This window comes from Shewanella sp. MBTL60-007, from assembly GCF_019654915.1.
In the GTDB taxonomy this organism is placed as follows: Bacteria; Pseudomonadota; Gammaproteobacteria; order Enterobacterales; family Shewanellaceae; genus Shewanella.
This window is the reverse complement of sequence record NZ_BPET01000006.1, coordinates 37,513-56,225: the sequence shown is the minus strand read 5'-3', so window position 1 is coordinate 56,225 and position 18,713 is coordinate 37,513. Positions and strand designations below refer to the sequence as shown.

The following is an 18,713-nucleotide window of genomic DNA, read 5'->3' as shown; positions in this document are numbered from 1 at the left end:
TCGGGCTAGCTCTTAACTATCAAGGGGCAACTCATGGCTGTGATGAATACGCTGTACTCTATGAGAGCCTGCTCAAGACTTTTTAAACTTGAACTGGCGATGCTCTAACACATTACAATTTATAGCCAAGGTCTACTCTCACCTTGGCTCTTTCCATTTATTTTCCGCTTTTTATCCGCAAAACTGCACGGCTACACCTGCTATTCGTTGCAAGTATTTTACTCTCTAAAAAGTGTATCACTTTTGAGACAAGATAAGCCTCTGAAAAAACTCAATATAAAGCCATATCGCCGATAACTGTTACACACCTCGCAACCGATAAAAGAGTAACCAACTGAATTATAAGAAATAAATTGTTGGCACTATATATGTATTAAATCAGTACAAACAATGCGATGAATGAGGTATCTATTATGAAAACTCGCAATAAACCTCGATTCTCACTTTTACCTATGCTCGCTGCTTTAATCGCGGTGGGGCTTCCGATGGCTGCTAATGCATTATCGGGCGCCATTTTCACCACCACAGAAGATGGCGGCATAGTCAATGAGAATGTGAGGTATGGCAGTAAGCTCGAAGTCTATCTTGATGGTGGACCTCGGATGAATGCGCCCGCCTCTGCTGCAGCACTTCCTGACGGTAATTACTATTTCCAAGTCACCGACCCCAGCGGTAAAAAGCTCCTCTCTCAAGACCCTGTTATCTGCCGTGAGGTAAAAATCACCAATGGTGTCATCACCGAATACCTAGGCGAAGGGCGAACCTACCAGAGTAAGGGAAAAGAGGTCTCTTGTACTGAGTTCCCAACCAATGGTAATAAAACCATAACGGTGCACGCATTCAACCCCGATATGGATCACGGTGGCGCCCCTCTTTACGCCATGGTCATTCAGCTCTACCCTTATGCTGATACCCCTAACAAAGGTGGCGTCTATAAGGCATGGATGACCCCCGTTGATAACTATGGCGCAGTAAATGAAGGCTTTCATGGCTTTATCCCACGCTACTCCAAAACCGATAACTTTAAGGTAAAAGAGAAAAAACCTCAGTACGGTATTATTGCGCTACGTAACTACCACGATGCTAACTTAAATTGTCGTTTAGACCTAGGCGAGAAGTTTATCTGGCAATGGCAATACGGTATTGAAGATGGCCTAAATGTTCGTAATGACGATAACACCAATGATGAGTCAACGGGCGACCCAACCACTATCTTACTTAAAGAAGCCTTAGGACAGCTCAATGATCTTTGGTCTTTAGACCACTTCAGGTGGACCGAACATCAAGATAAGAACCTTAATAGTCAATATTTCACTACCTCAGGTTATGTCCATGACTACCAAGCATTTAGCTCATTAAATACCGGACCAGAGGATCCTAGCCTTTGGGATGGCGATGATCCAAATGATTTTATTCAGCGCTTCGTGATGGAGATGCCTTGTCCTGACCTATTTGATGACGGCCTAGCGCCACATACCAGTAATGAGTTCTCAGACTTTGTTCCTACAGCCTTAGGTGTCGAGCCTCTAGTGGATAGCGACCCGCAAATCACTATCACCTTAAGCCAAGTTGGTTTCGCCAATATCAAGGTGAAGAAAATCTTTGATACTAACAATAACGGTATCCAAGATGGCAATGAAGTTGGGCTAGCCAACTGGCCGGTTCGACTAAAATATGCCCCAAGCTTGCTGGAATCTAATGGTGGTCCAATCCCGGATACAATCAGCAGTACGGTTAATGCCGATGTGTATGCCGAAGTGGTTGCACGTTTTGGACTCACCGCAGATCCAATCCTAGAAAACGGCTACGCAAACCGAATGACAGATGTCAACGGTGAGATGACCTTTAGCGTATTATTACCTAATGGTTATGGGGATGCACCGCTAACTCAGTACCCTTCTGACTACTATCAGGTAGAAGAAGCCACCGCGCAAGGCTGGATGGCGACATCAAGTATCACCATTGAGTTTGACGTGCGATCTGAGGCCAGCGGTCCAGACGGTCGATTACCACCTATTATGGGTAACGCTTATCTAGACAATAACAGCACCCCACTAGGTGATGTGGTATTTACCAATATCTGTTTTAATGAAGCGAGTTTCGGTACTAAAGGTTATTGGCATAACAAGAATGGCTTAGGCGAAATGGAGACAGCCTTTGTCACAGGTTATATCAATACGTTAGATCCCTATTACAGTGAAACAAGCTATTTTGGTAAAGGTGATGAGCCGTTTGATGGCATGCTCACCGATGGCACACCAGTCGAACCGGCTTATAAAAATGACATGATCACTGACGGCATTATAGATGGTGCTGGTGCGGGTACAGTCAAGGCCGAGGTGTCTCACTTCCTAATTGATAGCAATGGCGGCGGCGATCCAAGAGAGCAGCTCGCACAGCAACTACTGGCTTTTCTATTCAATATTGAGTATCGCCTAGGTGGTGATGCTGTCTTGATGATGCCAGGCGGCGGCACTATGTCTACCGCTGATATCGTTTCAGCTGCAATTAGCGCATGGCAAGGTACAGATGCCGCGGCGCAAAATCACTACAAGACCTTGCTAGATACCTTTAACAACATGAAAGTTGCCGATGGTAACGGTGTTAAGTACGTACCAAGCGATCCTAGTCAATGCCCTGCACTCCCAAGTCCATACTAGTACCACCTATAGCTCAGGGATGAGCTTTATTCATGCCTCAGTCCGAGTCAGATAAGTTAAGATTCAATTCTGACCAGACGCCAAAAGTGACAAAATACTGCCACATGTCAATAACGTGGCACTTTTAGCTCTCTATCGGCTTGCGTTCCGCCAAATCCTACCTAAAATTTATACAACAAGAGTTCGCCATTGAGGGCACTGACACAGAGTTTCTCTAAGGGAGAACCGTGAACAAATTCCAAAATAAAAAGCCCATTGCTTGTAGAGAGCTCCTCGTACTTGACCTCACAGGTGAGTTTTTGGGCTATGAACAAGAGCTCAAAACGTATCATTGGCACAGCATCCTCGCCACAACCCTTACAAGCGCAAAAAAAGCTGTACGAGATTACAATTTTCATGTTGCCATTGCAGTATTATCTAAAAATAATCAGCAACGGGTACTCAGCAGCATTAATGAGATAAACCAGCGCCAGCAAAATATTATCTGGATCGCCGTGTTAATCGATATCGATGCGGTAGACACAAAACTCACTTCTAGTCTCCCCTACTATTTTACCGACTATCATCATCTTCCTATAGATTGGAATCATCTTAACCAAACATTGGGTCATGCGTACGGTATGGCAATTTTGAAGCAGAAAGAGCAAGGGGCATGCCGTCATCAGGGTCAGAAGACTCCGCTTTTGGGTGACTCTCATTTGATCAATAAATTAAGAGATAACATTACTAAGGTTGCAGTATCAGACGAGGCTGTATTGATCAGCGGTGAAACGGGTACAGGCAAAGGCCTATGCGCTCATCTTATTCATTGTCAATCGGCTCGCCAAAAAGGTCCTTTCATCACCATCAACTGTGGAGCCTTACCTCAAAGCTTGATCCATTCAGAGTTATTTGGTCACGAAAAAGGCGCCTTTACCGGTGCAGACAAACAATACATAGGGCATATAGAGAGAGCCAATAAAGGCACGTTATTTTTAGATGAGATAGGCGACCTGACATTAGAGTCTCAAGTGAACCTGTTACAGTTTCTCGAAGAGCATATCATCGAGCGTCTCGGTGGCAACAGAAATATTGCCATTGATTGCCGAATCATCTTTGCTTCCCATGTTAATCTTGAAACCGCTGTTGAGGAGGGAAGATTTAGAGAAGATCTCTATTATCGTATCAATATACTACGCCTGCACGCACCGAGCCTTAGAGAGCATAAAGAGGACATTCCACTGCTCGCGAATGAGTACCTTGAGCTGTTCGCTCCAGAGCATCACAAATTCACCCTTGCCCCAAAGGCGCTCGATACCATGCTCAGTTATGAATGGCCCGGTAACGTGAGAGAGCTTAAGAACCGTATACATAGAGCCATTATCATGGCAAACAGTAATCAATTAAGCGCAGCAGATTTAGGAATTAAAATCACTAATTTAAAGCCCGATGAAAACGATGTTGTTGATTTGGCTCAGCATAGAGTGGTGATTGATACCGAACTGCTACTTGATGCTATAAAGCGTAATAACCACAATATCTCTGCAGCGGCGCGTGAGCTTAAGATATCAAGAACCACCTTTTACCGTTTAATTAAGAAATGCAAGATTAAACTCTAGAGATGGCTTCTCGAGTCCATTTGATTAGCCGAGGACCCCACGATGTTAAGATATAAACGATTACCGATTGCGTTATTACTGACTCCCTTGCTACTTACAGGCTGTCAGCCTCAGGATAACGCAGAATTAAAACAGGAAATGGCATCACTCAAACAAGAGATAACCCAACTGAAAAAAGAGGTGAGTACGGTAGGAAGCCAAGTCAAAGACATTCATACCATTGCTATGCGCTCGCAAAAGCCACAATACAAAACCTTACCAACACAGCCAAACTTTAATGAAGATGGTAAATTGCCTTCACTTGGGGACGCCACAGCTCAGTTGGCAATTATCGAGTTTTCTGACTACCAGTGCCCTTACTGTAAACGTTTTATTGATCAAACTTTCACTAAGCTAAAATCCAATTATATCGATACTGGCAAGGTCCAATATCTAGCCCGCGATTTTCCTCTGAACTTTCACCCGAAGGCAAAGGGCGCCGCTATTGCTGCAAACTGCAGTCAACAACAGAATGCATACTGGCCGATGCGCGACTCTCTGTTCAAGAACATGAAGCAACTCGATGATGAACTCTACCAACAAACCGCCAGCAATCTCTCATTAGATATGACTAAATTTGACGCCTGCTTAAGCGATGAAAAAGTAGCAAACAAAATACAGCAGGATGTGGCCTACGGCTCCTCTTTAGGGATCCGCGGAACACCAAGCTTCGTCATTGGCTTAGTAGAAAATGGGGAATTACTCTCACCCAAGCTGGTTGTCGGTGCTCAGAGTTATCAAACTTTCGCACTATTACTCGATGAACTGCTAGCTAATTCCCAACAAAATAACTAGCAAGTCATAAATTCATAAATATATCGCACCACTCTACAGTTCCAGCTTAAAACTAATAATACCAATATTGGGCCTCAGCCCATTATTGGTATTAGGTTTTTACAGGTAACCGCTCCTTATTAGTAATAGCAGCTCTAATTAAGCAAGAGCTTTATACACATACCTTTTCGCGCTTATCTTGGCTCCCCCTCTACTTACCAGCTTCCCTATGTAAACTACGTAAATTACCGACTTATAAGGAATGAAGTACTAAGCCCTATTTAGCTCTGCTTTTTCATTGGTAAACATACTGATTCTCAGACACTAAGGCTAGGGTTCAGAAGAGAACTGCGCCAAGTGTAACAAGCGTTACAGCATCAACTTGAACACTCTCAAAAAATAACCCTATAACAAACATGTAGTTAGATAACCTCTCAAAATCTCTCTGTTTCACCTCTGAAACATCTCATTCCAGACTAGGTGCTAAAAAATAAAGATTACTCTTAATATTCAGCCACATACATCTATGGCTTGGGGTTTGCTTACTCTCTTGGCATAAGCTTGAATTCGCCCTCACTGAAGTTAATTGCTAGCGCTCTTTTCAGTCAGGTAATCAGCCTTATCGGCAAACTGCCGACAGTGGCGTGACCATGGGGCCACGTCAAATTTTAATACACAGAAAGTAAAGATTTTATTGGTAAAAATTGACAAAAACTAAGCACGTTTTATCCATATTCACTTATTAAGATGGTAAATATTATGAAACGATTTAAATGCAAACGACTTATCGGCGCGCTGGGTATTGCGCTTATAAGCTCAACGACCCTCTATGGTGTGACGAGCCTGTCAACCGCAAATGCCGCAGCCTATGACTGGCTTGGCATGGGCGAAGACCCGGCTAAATTCTGTATGGCCGATGCCTATCTGATGAAAGACGGTAATAGGCTGGCACAGGACGCATTAAACTGTACCGCGAACGACGTTGAGATCACTAGAGTCACCCCAACCGACCCTAACGCCGAATGTAACTTAGGTGAAGTGTTTACCTTTAACGCCGATGTAACGGTACGGACTAATGCAAACGAACGTTGGGATACGACTTTCTATCTACCTTTAACCGAGCAAAGCCCACAGGTTGTGCAAGGTCCAGGTCTTCGTAACTGTAGCATGATCTTACCCATCCCAGGTGACAGCGGTCAGGCAGCCGATATACAGCTAGACGGTGACCAATGTGGCGATATTACCAAGGCGTTAGGCCCTGATGAATATGTGCTCACCAATGAGCCTATCACCATGTTATGTGCCGATGCAGATGGTAATAATCAGGCAGACTTCACCTACTGTGCGGCTTGGGATAACCAAGATAGAGATAATTGTACCTATGAAGAAGACCCTTACGCCGGTCAGATCCCTAATACCAAATCAAAATGTAACTGTGACACCTTTAATATTGATGTCTTTATTAAACCGACTCCGCCCGTTGTAACTAAAACACTCACGAGCGTCTCAACCCGCAGCGAGCCAGGTGGAACATTTAGCTATACAGTAAGTTTTACTAACCCTAATGCTCAAACCTCACTATTTATCACCTCTCTAAGCGATGAAATTGATATCGGCGCAGAGGGTGGTTTTGATCAATCAATTGATCTTTGGGGCGCACCAGTTGCAGTCAACCCAAACGTTGATGGTGTGTATCTAACAGCGACTAACTGTTCAATGCCAGCTAACGGCGGTGAAATCTTACCTAGTGCCACATACAGTTGTGCCTTCACGGTTCATATTGTTGACAGAGATCTGCCTAATGATCAAAGTCCTGAACTCTATGACGACCTCGTTAAACTTGCGCTGATCGATAAGAACGGCGATGCCGTTACTAACGGTGATAGCTGTACTGCAATTCCTAGCAGCATTGCAGGCGATCACTGTAGTAATGAGATCAGAGTACAGATCACTAATCTACCACCAGCAATTACCGTAACTAAGACGGCTAATCCAACGGAAGTGTTAGAACCTGGTGCAAATGTCGAGTTTACCGTTACGGTTGACAATGACTCCGCATTCTGGGATTCACCACTCACGTTAACTGTGTTAAATGATACCGACTTTGGCGATCTTCTTGCTAATGAGTGTTCTGCAATCTCCAAAACGATTGCCTTAGGTGGCACTTATACCTGTAAGTTCACCAAGTTTATTGGCGGTGATGCCGGCGATATACATTCCAATACTGTATCCGCCACAGCTATCGATGATGAACATGATCAGGCCACAGGTAATGATTCGGCAATGGTCGATATCCGTGATGTACCATCGTCAATCACGCTCATTAAAACTGCAACGCCAACAGAGGTGCTAGAAACTGGTGACGATCCGAACAACTATAGCAATGTTAGTTATAACTTTGAATTTAGTGTCAATTCATCTGGTGTCGATGACGTAACATTCTCTAGTCTCACCGATGTTCCGTTTGGTATCTTAACCAGTGAGTGTATGGTAGACAGTAAAAATGGTAACCCTATCACTCCTACAGCACTTAATGGCTTTGTATTAATGCCTGGAGAGTACGCAAGTTGTGATATTACCAAAGGGCTACAGGGTAATGCGGGCGATACTCACGAAAACACGGCTACCATCAGAGGTGTAGATGAAGACGGTCAAGATGTCGATGCATCTGATAATGCACTTGTGACCTTTACACCGCAAGCTCCAGATACAGATATGGCATTCGCAACTAGCATGCTAGTCGTGTTAGAGCTGACTAATGCCGGTGTCGAGGATGTGACCTTAACAGAACTCACAGTTAAGGGTGTAACAGTTGCCCATAATAATGTCCACCCAGAGTTTACTATCCTCAATGTAGCAAGTGGAGAGCACGCTGGAGTTGCATACTCACCTTGTGCAATCGGCTCGGTACTTGGGTATAGCGGTTCGGGCAGTGAGCACTATACTTGTGCCTTTACGATTGAGCTCAAGCCTGGTGTTGAAAATACTGACCCAATCACCTTCCTATCTGCTGGGGTCGACGGTATCGTCGCTATAGTTGAAGATGATGAAGGTTCACAGATTGTCAATGGCGTGACTGTTGAAGTTAAAACTGTTGAGTAAATAACTGAACTCAGCCATAGACAGTACTTATATTTACAGTACTTATATTTACAGTACTTAAATTTAAGTACTATGATTAACAGTACATAAGCTTGAAATGACAAGAGGGCGACGGTAAAAACCGCCGCCCTCTTTATGAGTCACTATCTAGTGATAATAAACTTGATAGTAAAACCCTATCACAGGTTATTTTTTACCATTGCCATGGCCGTTACCATTACCGCCACCGCCAGAGCTCGTTAGGCTCAAGCTAACAGAAGCCGTTGCCGTCTTATCACCGTCGCTGATGGTATAGCTGAAACTATCACCACTCTTAAAGCTTTTGGCTGGTGAATAAATAACTTGACCACCACTAATCTGAACACTTCCCTTTGCCCCCTGACTCACTGAAACAATCGTCAGTTCATCACTCTCAGCATCCCAGTCATTGGCTAGCACATCGATGGTCACCGATGTTTTAGATGACATAGTCACACTATCACTAACCGCTACCGGCGCGGTATTTGGCGCAGATTTCACCGTATAACTCACACTGGTTTTTCCTAAATACTCAGCTTCACTCGAATTCTGAGCATTAAGTCCAACATTAAATACTCCAGCTTCTGCTTCGGTATCCGATGTCACGCTAATATTCACAACAGTACTAGCGCCAGGTGCTAACGTCACTCGTGTAGAACTAGCACTCCAACCACTTGGCACATCGGCAAACAGAGCAAATACAGCCTCAGGACACGCTTCACTGTCTTGGCTCGTAACTGTAGCGCTATAACTCACCTGAGTTCCTGCGTTCACCTCACCCCCTTGAGGGTTTGATACCACAATAGATGGCGCGGCCAATGTACAAGTTGGCAGTGGCTTTGCCACCGTATAGCTTGCGATATCATTACCAATATATCGATTGTCGAGACGGTTTATCGCACTCATATCGAAATCATAAGTGCCATCTTGCGCAACTGTCGATGACTCAACGTTCAAACTAATGTTACGGCTTTCACCGGGTGCGAGACTCACCCCAAGACTATCGGCACGCCAACCAGCAGGCACATTGGCAGTAACATCAAAGTCGCTGCTTGTACAACTACTGCTATCTTGACTGGTGATAGTTCCGCGATAAGTTGCAACTTCTCCGGGAGCAAGCTCACCACTGTTATCAACCGACAAGACAAATCTTGGGCTTGCCATAACGCAGGCCTCAATAGGCGAGTCAACAACATAGCTTACAATACCTGTTTGAGTGTACTCGCTGTCACGGCTATCAACCGCCGTTATGGCGATATCGTAGAAACCATCAGTAGCAGCCTCTGCCGAACTCACATTCAAGCTCACTGTACCGCTCATCCCAGGCGCTAAACTGAGACTATTTTGTGTCGCTACCCAGCCACTCGGCACTACAGCAGACACGTTATAATCCGATATCGCACAACCTGTACTGTCATTATTGGTTACTGTTGCGCTGTAGGTCACAAGCGCTCCCGCCTCAACCCAAGCACTTTCATTAGGCTGTAATGACAAACTCGGACTCGCCTTTACACAGCTTAGACCTGAGTAGCTAACGCTAACGCTGGCACCTGAAGCATCGGCCCACTCAGTAGTAATTGTTACGCCTGCATCTGGATCGGTATAACTTATCCCCGCCAACAAAGCCGCATCATCAAAATCATAGATACCACTATTTGGCGTCATATCGATGAGCAGGTTACTCTGCATGTCATTTTCAGTCGCTAGATGTAATACCACGCCATCGGTAATACCATTTTTGCCCGCTAAAAAATCATCGAAACCTAACGCCTGACGATACTCAAGGTAGTACCACAAGGGTAAACCTGTATCGGGATCCGTTCCGCGTCTCACTTTTATTCCCTTCGCCTTACCTGCAGGCAGAGTTTCATAAGGCTCAAGTTCATAGCTACCATCGTTATCAGCTGTGACAACTTGACCAGATGAAGATGTAATCCAACCGAGTTGCTGCTTACTGAACGCGTTGAAATGACCCGTTACCCCAGATTTCCCCATGATATCCATGGTATCGCCATACTCAAATGACATACAACGACCCGTTAGTACGCCTTCTGAGCAGTCATAATCCTTAGCATGATACAACCCCAAATTGTGCCCCAATTCATGGCCAACGGTACGCAGTGTCATTGAGCCATTTATAAAGGCACGGGACGGATTTCCGCCAATAGTCCCCTGACCTGTCCAGCCACAACCTGAGTTCTCAGGATAGATATACACCCAGCGATCATAACCAGAAACGTCGATTCCACTATCAAGTACCGCTTGACGTCCATAGTTATCAATATCGTTAGTTCGACATGTCGCATCGATTGGCAACGTAAAATAACCCTGTACATCCCCACTTAGCCAAGTCTGGCCATAAGAGGCTTCTTTGTAATAGTCATTAACCGTACCAAAAACCAGCTCCTGCACTTGCTCGTTTGTCCACGGCTGACTCGTATTGTTCTGAAAGTTTACCAGCACTACCAGTGTACGCTGCTCACCAATAGTATTAGGCAAACTAGACGCTGAAACACTCATTACATCCGTGCCAGCGACAAGCTGTAAACTATCACTCTCATCGTTGAGCACTAACGCGCTAGATTGAGTTTGTTCATCGCTTGTTCCTTTAAACATCCAGCCCTTCGCTTTAATGTGAGAGCCTGTTTTCAGCTGCTCAAACTTTGCTCCTTTAGGAAGATGCAAGTCTACCGAGCCATTATCCGTTATCAACGCATGACGTAACTGACTATGACTACCGTCTTCATAATCTATATATGAAAGTTCCAACTCGCCCTTAAGTTCACGCTTTTGAGTCAACATAGCCAAAACGTCCTTTGGCATGCCAGCTCTGACGGACTCAGGTAAAACGGCTCGAACCGCCGCTTCAGGATCGGTTTTAACCAGCTCTGCCAGCAGAGATTGGCGCGCTTTAGCTTGTGACATCAGCTCTTGTTTAAGCTGCTGCTTATTTGATTTACTCGCTTGACGAAACTCTGCCATACGATTGGCAAGTGCTAGAGTTTCATCTTCAACCAGCGGCTTATGAGGATTTGCTTTCCAGCCCAGAGCATAGCCATGACCGTGGCTGATCGAGCTATTATTGTTTGGGGTGCTAGAATATCTGGCATCGGTAACTGATGCGGCAATTGAAGCGACTGAAAAAGTGAAGGCAGATAAAGCCAATAATGTTGTGGCCGATAGCTTCAAAATTGTGGCAGCCGAATGCGATGCCAATTTGACATTTTTGTTATTCAAATATCATTACCCCTAAGAGTCGAACGTACTTATTTAAACCTGCCTAACGACAGATTTCTCATTTTGGTATTATCAGTATGAAAATTAATAAATAATCATAACGCAAAGGACGGAAACCCTTGCTGGCTCTGGGTTTGACCAGAACAACCTGGCGGCATACTAGCAAAGAGACAGATTGAATTACAAACACGAATCGATCATTTTTTGATCGATCGAACACTTTTTGACCATCAACTCCACTAAGTAATTGATAAGCGACATTCCATCAAAAAAGCAATTTGCTGGTGATAATTTATACCAGACTCTAATTGGGATTTTATAAGATTTGAGTTTTGACAATCGCAGCGCTAGTACCAGCACGCTGCAAACCTATGATATGAAATCCGGTGAACGGCATTAGCTATTAAATGTAAAAAGCGCCATTTAGGCGCTTTTCAATGATAGTAAAAGTTACTCGGCTAACGGTTCTGCTTTGTTTTCTAATAGCACTGGAATACCATCATTAATTGGGTAAACAAGCTTATCTGCTTTACAGATCAGCTGTTGGGCGTCTTTGTTGTATTCAAGCTTGCCCTTACATACTGGGCACGCAACGATTTCGAGTAGTTTTTTATCAAATGCCATTTCGAATACCTTTACTTATCTGCTACTAACCGATCTATTTTAGCGAGTAGTTGTTGATCAAATGAGGCGGATAGCTTCGCATCTACAGCGAGATACCACCAGTTATCTTTTGCAAAATCGCGACATTTCACCGCATCTTTTTCTGTCATGGCCAAGATACGACCATGCGCGAGTTCATTTAGCACTGATTCACTGTAAGTACTATGGTCGTCAAAGACTTGGGTTTGCTCCAATTGGTAACCTTGGGCAGTTAACGTATCGAAAAAACGCTGTGGATTACCAATCCCTGCCATCGCGACCAGTGGCGAGTCTTTAGTCGGGCTCTCCACACCGTCATATTGACTCGATACAGGTAACCATGCTGATGGATGGAGTGTCATCTGCACCTCTCCTTGCAAAGCGCAGCCACCATTAACGATGACGTGGTCGACGCTCTGTAAGCGCCAAGGGCCTTCACGCAGAGGGCCTGCTGGCAGTAACATGCCATTACCGAAACGGCGTTCACCATCGAGAATAACCAGCTCGATATCTCGAGCAAGTTGATAATGTTGTAAGCCATCGTCACTAATGATGATATCAACATCGAACTCTGCTAATAACCTATTCGCCGCATCGACGCGCTTAGCGCCCACTACCATAGGCACTTGCGTGCGTGACACTATCATAGCAGGTTCATCACCTACCGTATCCGCACTATCTCCTGGCAAAACCACTCTTACACCATCAATCTCGACACCATAGCCGCGACTGATCACACCTGGCTTTAAACCATGCTTTCTGAGTAACTCGATAAGATAAACCACGGTTGGCGTTTTACCGCTGCCACCAACGGTAATGTTTCCCACGATAATCACAGGCACAGGGAGTTTTATCGCCTTTTTGAGTCCTAAGCGGAACAGTTGGCGTCGAAAGCCAGTGATAGCGAAAAATAGTAAGGCAAGAGGCCACAACACAAACCTAAGTGGGTGGCCCTGATACCATAGCTTATTAACCCAAGACTGCATCTAGCTACCAAACTGCATCTGATACAGGTTAGCGTAAACGCCGCCTTTAGCCAGCAAGGCTTCATGGTTACCACGTTCAACAATCCGTCCTTGATCAACAACCAGAATTTGATCGGCACTTTCAATGGTTGATAAACGGTGAGCGATTACAATTGAGGTACGGTTTTGACGCAGATTATCTAAGCCCTGTTGAATCGCCTTCTCAGACTCAGTATCGAGGGCTGAGGTCGCCTCATCAAGAATTAATACTGGCGCATTACGCAAAATCGCGCGTGCAATCGCAATACGTTGTCTCTGACCGCCAGAAAGCATCACGCCATTTTCACCAATCTGGGTGTCTAAACCCAATTCCATCGGCTCAATAAACTCCATCGCATGGGCAAGTGTGGCCGCCTCGATGATCTGCTCTCTTGTCGCGACACCTGGATAGGCATAAGCGATATTGTTGGCGATAGTGTCGTTAAACAAAGTCACTTGCTGTGATACCAGTGCGACCTGACTGCGTAACGTCTTAAGCTTATAGTCGTCGATATTCTGACCATCGAGCGTAATATCACCGGCCTTTAAGCCTGTGTAGAAGCGGGTAACGAGACTCGCAATAGTCGATTTTCCTGAACCTGAGCGACCCACTAAAGCTAAGGTTTGCCCCTGCTCAACTTTAAAGTCGATACCGTTTAGTGCCAATTTTTCATGGCCAGGATAACTAAAGTCCACATGATTAAAGGCAAGCTCGCCTTTAACGCGCTCGACTTCCAGCGTTCCCGTATCACTTTCAGGCTCTGTATCGAGAAGTTCAAACACTGTAGTACAGGCGGCAATACCGCGCTGAAACTCTGCATTGACTCGAGTAAGATTTTTAATCGGCTGCAACATAGCAAGCATGGCCCCTAAAATGGTGGCAAAGGTACCAGCTGTAAGTTCCGCTTTCATGCTATCAATGCTTGCTGCATATAATACAAACGCCAATGCAAACGAGCCGATAATCATCACTAGGGGCTGACTAATAGCCTGCGCCGTTGCCAGCTTCATGGTTTGATAACGGTTTTGATCGTTTACTTTAGCGAAACGCTTGGCCTCGGTTTCTTGACCGCCAAAAGACAAGACGTTCTTATGACCTTTGATCATCTGCTCGGTTGCCGCTGTCACGCCGCCCATGGCTGTTTGAATCTGTTTAGACACCTTTCTGAAACGACGGCTGACTACGGTGATCACTACGCCGATAATGGGGCCAACAACCAAGATCACCAAAGATAATTTCCAAGAGAAATAGAACATGATTGCAATCATGCCCACAACTGTGATGCTATCACGAACGATAGTGATAAGCGCACTGCCCGACGCCCGAGCAATTTGTTCCGTGTCATAGGTGACACGAGAGATAAGGTTACCCGTGTTTTCTGAGTCGATATAACTCACAGGTAGCGTCAGATAGTGTTCAAACACCTCTTGACGCATATCCATGATCACCCGAGCACTCATGTAAGAGATGCAGTAGGTCGATAGAAAGTTGGCAAGACCACGAAGCGAGAATAACCCGATAACCACGAACGGCGCCATCATTAGAACATCACTCGATGAGTTGAAACCACCGCTCGTGCCTAAGTCTATACTACTTATCCCACCAGCAGCTTGAGCCGCCTGTCCTGCTTGGCCGCCGAAGCCTTCATCGATGAAAGGCTTAATCACTGCAATAAAAGTGGCATCGACAAGGGCGTACATTGCAAGGCCAATGATGGCAAAAGCTAATACTGCTTTAAGAGGCTTTAAATACCCTAATAGGCGCTTAAAAACAGTCCAGACTTCATTTTTAGAAGATGTTGTCATTGAGGAATTAACATATTGGCAAAAGAAGCATTCTACTCTGGATTTTTAATCAGGCCAAACCTAAACACTTGGTTATACCAAAATGGTGCAAAATCTGACCGATAAGTACGAATTTTCATAGTTTTTCGATTAAATAAAATACTTATCTGTCCAGACTCTCCGCTAGTTAAAGTCGAAATATTTCGTTTTTGGTAACGCTCAACGACCTCTTTTCTTGGAAATCCCCAACGGTTTCGAAATCCAGCAGGAAAAAGAACCAACTCAGGTGATACCGCATCGATAAACGCTTCGGTTGATGAGGTCTTACTACCATGGTGGGGCGCAATTAACACGTGGCTTTGCAAATTAGTGCCGCGATTATGCGTGTCAGCGATTAACTCGAGTTCAGCGGTTTTCTCTATATCGCCACTGAGTAACACACTGTTGCTCATATCACTCACCCTAATCACACATGAACCGTTGTTACCCGATGTTGCCTCACTCGGCGCTAACACCTCTAATGTGAGACTTTGCCATTGAAATGTCTTTGGTCTACAACTAACTTGCTGAACTGGTGTAAGCTCAACCCCGAGCTCAGCTGCCAGATCAGAGATCACCTTCACCTTTGGGTTATGCCTGATAATCACCTCTGCCCCACCCGCATGATCATTATCCCCATGACTCACGATTAAATAGTCCAGCTGCTGGATCCCATGACTCTTTAGAAATGGCTCCAGCACACGCTCTGCGTAACTAAAATTGTTGCCGTAACGTGCACCAGTATCATAAATAATGGCTCGCTTATTTTGCTCTATGACGAGCGATAATCCCTGACCCACATCAAGCAAATGAACTTGCCATCGCCTATCGTCAATGGGTACGAATCTAAACATCGTAATTAGCAACAAGGGAATAAACATTACCGATAGCAAGATCCGCCATCGCCCTTGTTTAAAGTTGACCATAAGGTAAAGCCCTATTAACGCAACCATTAAAGCGGCAATAACGTCATCGGCAAGATCGAGCCATATAAAACCAACAGAACTGCTGTAGTCCAATATACTGACCACTGGCGACATAATATAAGCCGCGAGGCTAAATATGCCCGCAGCTGATAAACCTAAGTGGCTCAGCAGAATAAAAAACAATAATGACAACAGGCTTATAGGAATGAGCAACAAAGTAAACCAAGGGACTAGCAGCAGGTTGACAACCAAGCTTGCAAGTGATGCTCCAGAAAAAAAGATCGCTTGAACAACGCACAGCCCTAGGGTTAAGCGCCACTGCACCGCCCAAAAAGAGAGGCCTGCCGTGCGAAGCTTATTCCACAAAGCTAGAAGTCGACTTGGGCCAACGCTCACACCTGCCGACAAGCCAATATTGGCGCTGTACGCCTCATCGCTAAACCGATACTGAGTCACCGTGAGTAAGATGATCGCCAAGGCACTAAAAGATAGCCAAAAACCCGCACTAAGCATACTCAAGGGGTCAAGCACGAGAACGATAAAAAGTGCATAAAGTAACCGTTCCCAACTTGAGGAGTGTGTTTTCAATACACTAAAACAGATAAATGCCAGTAGCATTATCAGCGCTCTTTGTGTCGAAACGGAAAAGCCTGCAAGGTATGCGTATCCTATCGCTCCCAGAGCTGATACCGCCAAACACAGCAGCCAATTTCGGCGACTATTGACAGCCGAGTATCGATACAGGAAAAAACGGGCCAAGAGCAACAGCCAAAGTGATACCACCGAAAGGTGTAAACCAGAGATAGCAAACAGATGACCCGTGCCCGTATTCCGAAGCTGCTGCCAACGTGCAGAGGAGATAAGGCTCCTATCGCCTGCCACCAGCGCAAGTAACAAGTCGCCACTCTCCTCATCGGCCAACACGGATTTCAATGCCGTAATTAACCTTGTACGGTAATCTGGCGCGCTTGTTAGCATCTGACCACTAACAACCCAACCTTTTCCTATAATATGTTTAGCTAGCAAATTCTTTTGTTGGTTAAAACTGCCTTGATTTAACGTACTGGTGATGGGCTTTGGCTTTATGCTTAACAACCAGCGCTGGCCCGGTGCTACGGGCGGCGCATCACGCCAAGTTAACCTAAGCTTTCTGTTAAGAATATGGGGGGAAACCGGATCGATAAGCGTAATATCCATGCTGATCCGGTCGCCGTTTGTATGAACAAATGATATGATCTCTGTTTCGACATTCAATGTATCGACTCGTTCACCTGTATTCCAGCCCATTAATAATGCATAAAACAGGCTAATCCAACTCATCGCAATCAAGCTTCCAGCGATAAATGGCACACGCTTACAGGCGGTAATAGCCACAACGATAAGTACGGGCAGAATGTAGAGTGTAGGTAGAGCCGGCCAAAGCAATGCTGAAACTATAGTGATGCAATAGCCGCACATAAATCGATTCATAGTAAGTAAGTTAAGACAGCAAATTGAAGTTATGCCAAAAAAAATAATTGAAAAATTTATGCCTAAGCCAGAAACACTGCGCGAACACAAACACCTGCGCATGTTTGGTGATCTACTGTTAAAACCCAATTTATGGACCTTAAATCGTCGCTCAGCCCCCGGAGCCTTTGCCGTTGGCCTGTTTGCGGCGTGGATCCCGATGCCCTTTCAAATGGTGTTGGCAGCTGCATTAGCAATCTTGTTTAACGTTAACCTTCCCCTAGCCGTTGCGCTGGTGTGGATAACGAACCCGATCACCATGCCATTTATGTTCTATATCGCCTACCTTTTAGGCGCGACACTATTAGGGCATGAACCTCAGGCGTTTAATTTCGAAGCGAGCTGGCAGTGGGTCCAAGCCTCTGTTGAAACAATTGGCCCACCCTTTTTATTAGGTTGCTTGGTGTTTGCTGGTATCTTTTCTGCTGGGGGGTATTTCGTAATAAAAAACCTCTGGAAATACTCGGTACTATTCAAATGGAAGAAGCGTTACAAATAATAGCCATTTGAATTTCCTAATAAAAAAAGCAGCCATTTAGGCTGCTTTTTACTGCTTCGAAGATACTTACTGTTTAGTGTTACTTGGCGTTTTCTTTCGCCAGCACACTCTTCATCGAAGGCACAATTGTGGTTGGATCCAAGCGCATCTGATACCAGTTAATTCGCCAATCAAGATGCGGGCCAGTAGAACGGCCTGTTGAGCCCACCTCAGCCACTTTATCTCCCTGTTTCACCACATCGCCCTCTTTGACATACAGCTTACTCAAGTGTAGAAAGCTTGAGTTAACGCCATAACCATGATCAATAATCATGGTGCCACCAGAATAGAACATATCTGGCACAGAAAGTGATATCACGCCATCGGCCGGAGCCACGACAACGGTCCCGGTTTTCGCTGCTACGTCTACTCCGTAGTGTGGTGTACCAGGCTTACCGTTATAAATACGCTGGCTACCATAAACACCGGAGATCCTGCCCGTTAAGGGCCAGATAAACTGCTGATTAAAAGCATCATTTGGCGTGAATTGCGCCCTTGCGGCCTTAACCTGCTTAGAGTCCTTTGCTGCACGCGCTTGTGCCTTAGGATCCGGCTTCATGATTTTTTTGCTGATCCCATTCACTTCCTGAATCCGGTATTGACGCTTTGTCAGTTTTAGCGGCTTCAGTTCGGTTAAACCATCGGGGTAGACCAGCTTGAGCATCTGCTCAAGCTCAGCTTCTCTAGCAAAACCAAAGGCGAACTGACCTTGAGCATTCACTTTTACCGGCTCATCATTCAAGAACACTTGTGTACCAGGTTGCACCTTAGCTCGAACAAGCGCCCCTTGGGATAGCTCACCGTTTAACTCAATCGCAGCGCTGGCCTGAAAAGCCATGCTG

11 protein-coding genes are annotated in these 18,713 nt (G+C 45.2%); 5 read left to right on the top strand and 6 right to left on the bottom strand.

Translation table 11 applies throughout. From position 1 onward, the window contains the following. The first annotated feature begins 413 nt into the window (after window positions 1-413). The 4 genes from K5Q92_RS03255 to K5Q92_RS03240 all read left to right on the top strand — a co-directional run bounded on the left by K5Q92_RS03255 (window position 414) and on the right by K5Q92_RS03240 (window position 8,173). Window positions 414-2,660 carry a hypothetical protein gene (locus K5Q92_RS03255; protein ID WP_220767618.1) on the top strand — a complete coding sequence of 749 codons (2,247 nt, stop codon included), beginning with the start codon at window positions 414-416 and terminating at the stop codon, window positions 2,658-2,660. A 227-nt stretch (window positions 2,661-2,887) separates the two neighbouring features. Further along, entirely contained in the window at window positions 2,888-4,258 is a 1,371-nt protein-coding gene (locus K5Q92_RS03250) for a sigma-54 dependent transcriptional regulator (RefSeq protein ID WP_220767617.1), read from the top strand. Window positions 4,259-4,300: 42 nt separating this feature from the next. Beyond that, window positions 4,301-5,092 (top strand): thioredoxin domain-containing protein, encoded by a 792-nt coding sequence (locus tag K5Q92_RS03245; RefSeq protein ID WP_220767616.1) that lies wholly within the window; start codon window positions 4,301-4,303, stop codon window positions 5,090-5,092. 738 nt (window positions 5,093-5,830) lie between these two features. Beyond that, window positions 5,831-8,173, top strand: coding sequence for a hypothetical protein (locus K5Q92_RS03240; protein WP_259649472.1), 2,343 nt, complete (start codon window positions 5,831-5,833; stop codon window positions 8,171-8,173). A gap of 186 nt (window positions 8,174-8,359) precedes the next feature. Here K5Q92_RS03240 and K5Q92_RS03235 read toward each other — a convergent pair whose 3' ends face one another. The 5 genes from K5Q92_RS03235 to K5Q92_RS03215 all read right to left on the bottom strand — a co-directional run bounded on the left by K5Q92_RS03235 (window position 8,360) and on the right by K5Q92_RS03215 (window position 17,282). Further along, a complete protein-coding gene (locus K5Q92_RS03235) occupies window positions 8,360-11,428 on the bottom strand; it encodes an Ig-like domain-containing protein (protein WP_220767614.1) in 3,069 nt (1,022 codons plus the stop codon). A 450-nt stretch (window positions 11,429-11,878) separates the two neighbouring features. Beyond that, on the bottom strand, window positions 11,879-12,052 hold the full coding sequence (locus tag K5Q92_RS03230) for a Trm112 family protein (RefSeq protein WP_220767613.1): 174 nt from the start codon (window positions 12,050-12,052) through the stop codon (window positions 11,879-11,881). Between the two features lie 11 nt (window positions 12,053-12,063). Beyond that, window positions 12,064-13,056 (bottom strand): tetraacyldisaccharide 4'-kinase, encoded by a 993-nt coding sequence (lpxK, locus tag K5Q92_RS03225; protein ID WP_220767612.1) that lies wholly within the window; start codon window positions 13,054-13,056, stop codon window positions 12,064-12,066. After that, on the bottom strand, window positions 13,057-14,880 hold the full coding sequence (gene msbA / locus K5Q92_RS03220) for a lipid A export permease/ATP-binding protein MsbA (protein WP_220767611.1): 1,824 nt from the start codon (window positions 14,878-14,880) through the stop codon (window positions 13,057-13,059). Window positions 14,881-14,912: 32 nt separating this feature from the next. Next, window positions 14,913-17,282 (bottom strand): DNA internalization-related competence protein ComEC/Rec2, encoded by a 2,370-nt coding sequence (locus tag K5Q92_RS03215; RefSeq protein ID WP_308443567.1) that lies wholly within the window; start codon window positions 17,280-17,282, stop codon window positions 14,913-14,915. Window positions 17,283-17,325: 43 nt separating this feature from the next. On the opposite strand from K5Q92_RS03215, the gene K5Q92_RS03210 reads away from it, so the two are divergent. Next, complete coding sequence (locus K5Q92_RS03210; RefSeq protein ID WP_220767609.1) at window positions 17,326-17,832, top strand: DUF2062 domain-containing protein; 507 nt, start codon at window positions 17,326-17,328, stop codon at window positions 17,830-17,832. A 79-nt stretch (window positions 17,833-17,911) separates the two neighbouring features. Here K5Q92_RS03210 and K5Q92_RS03205 read toward each other — a convergent pair whose 3' ends face one another. Then, entirely contained in the window at window positions 17,912-18,709 is a 798-nt protein-coding gene (locus K5Q92_RS03205) for a M23 family metallopeptidase (protein WP_220767675.1), read from the bottom strand. Between the last annotated feature and the right edge of the window lie 4 nt (window positions 18,710-18,713).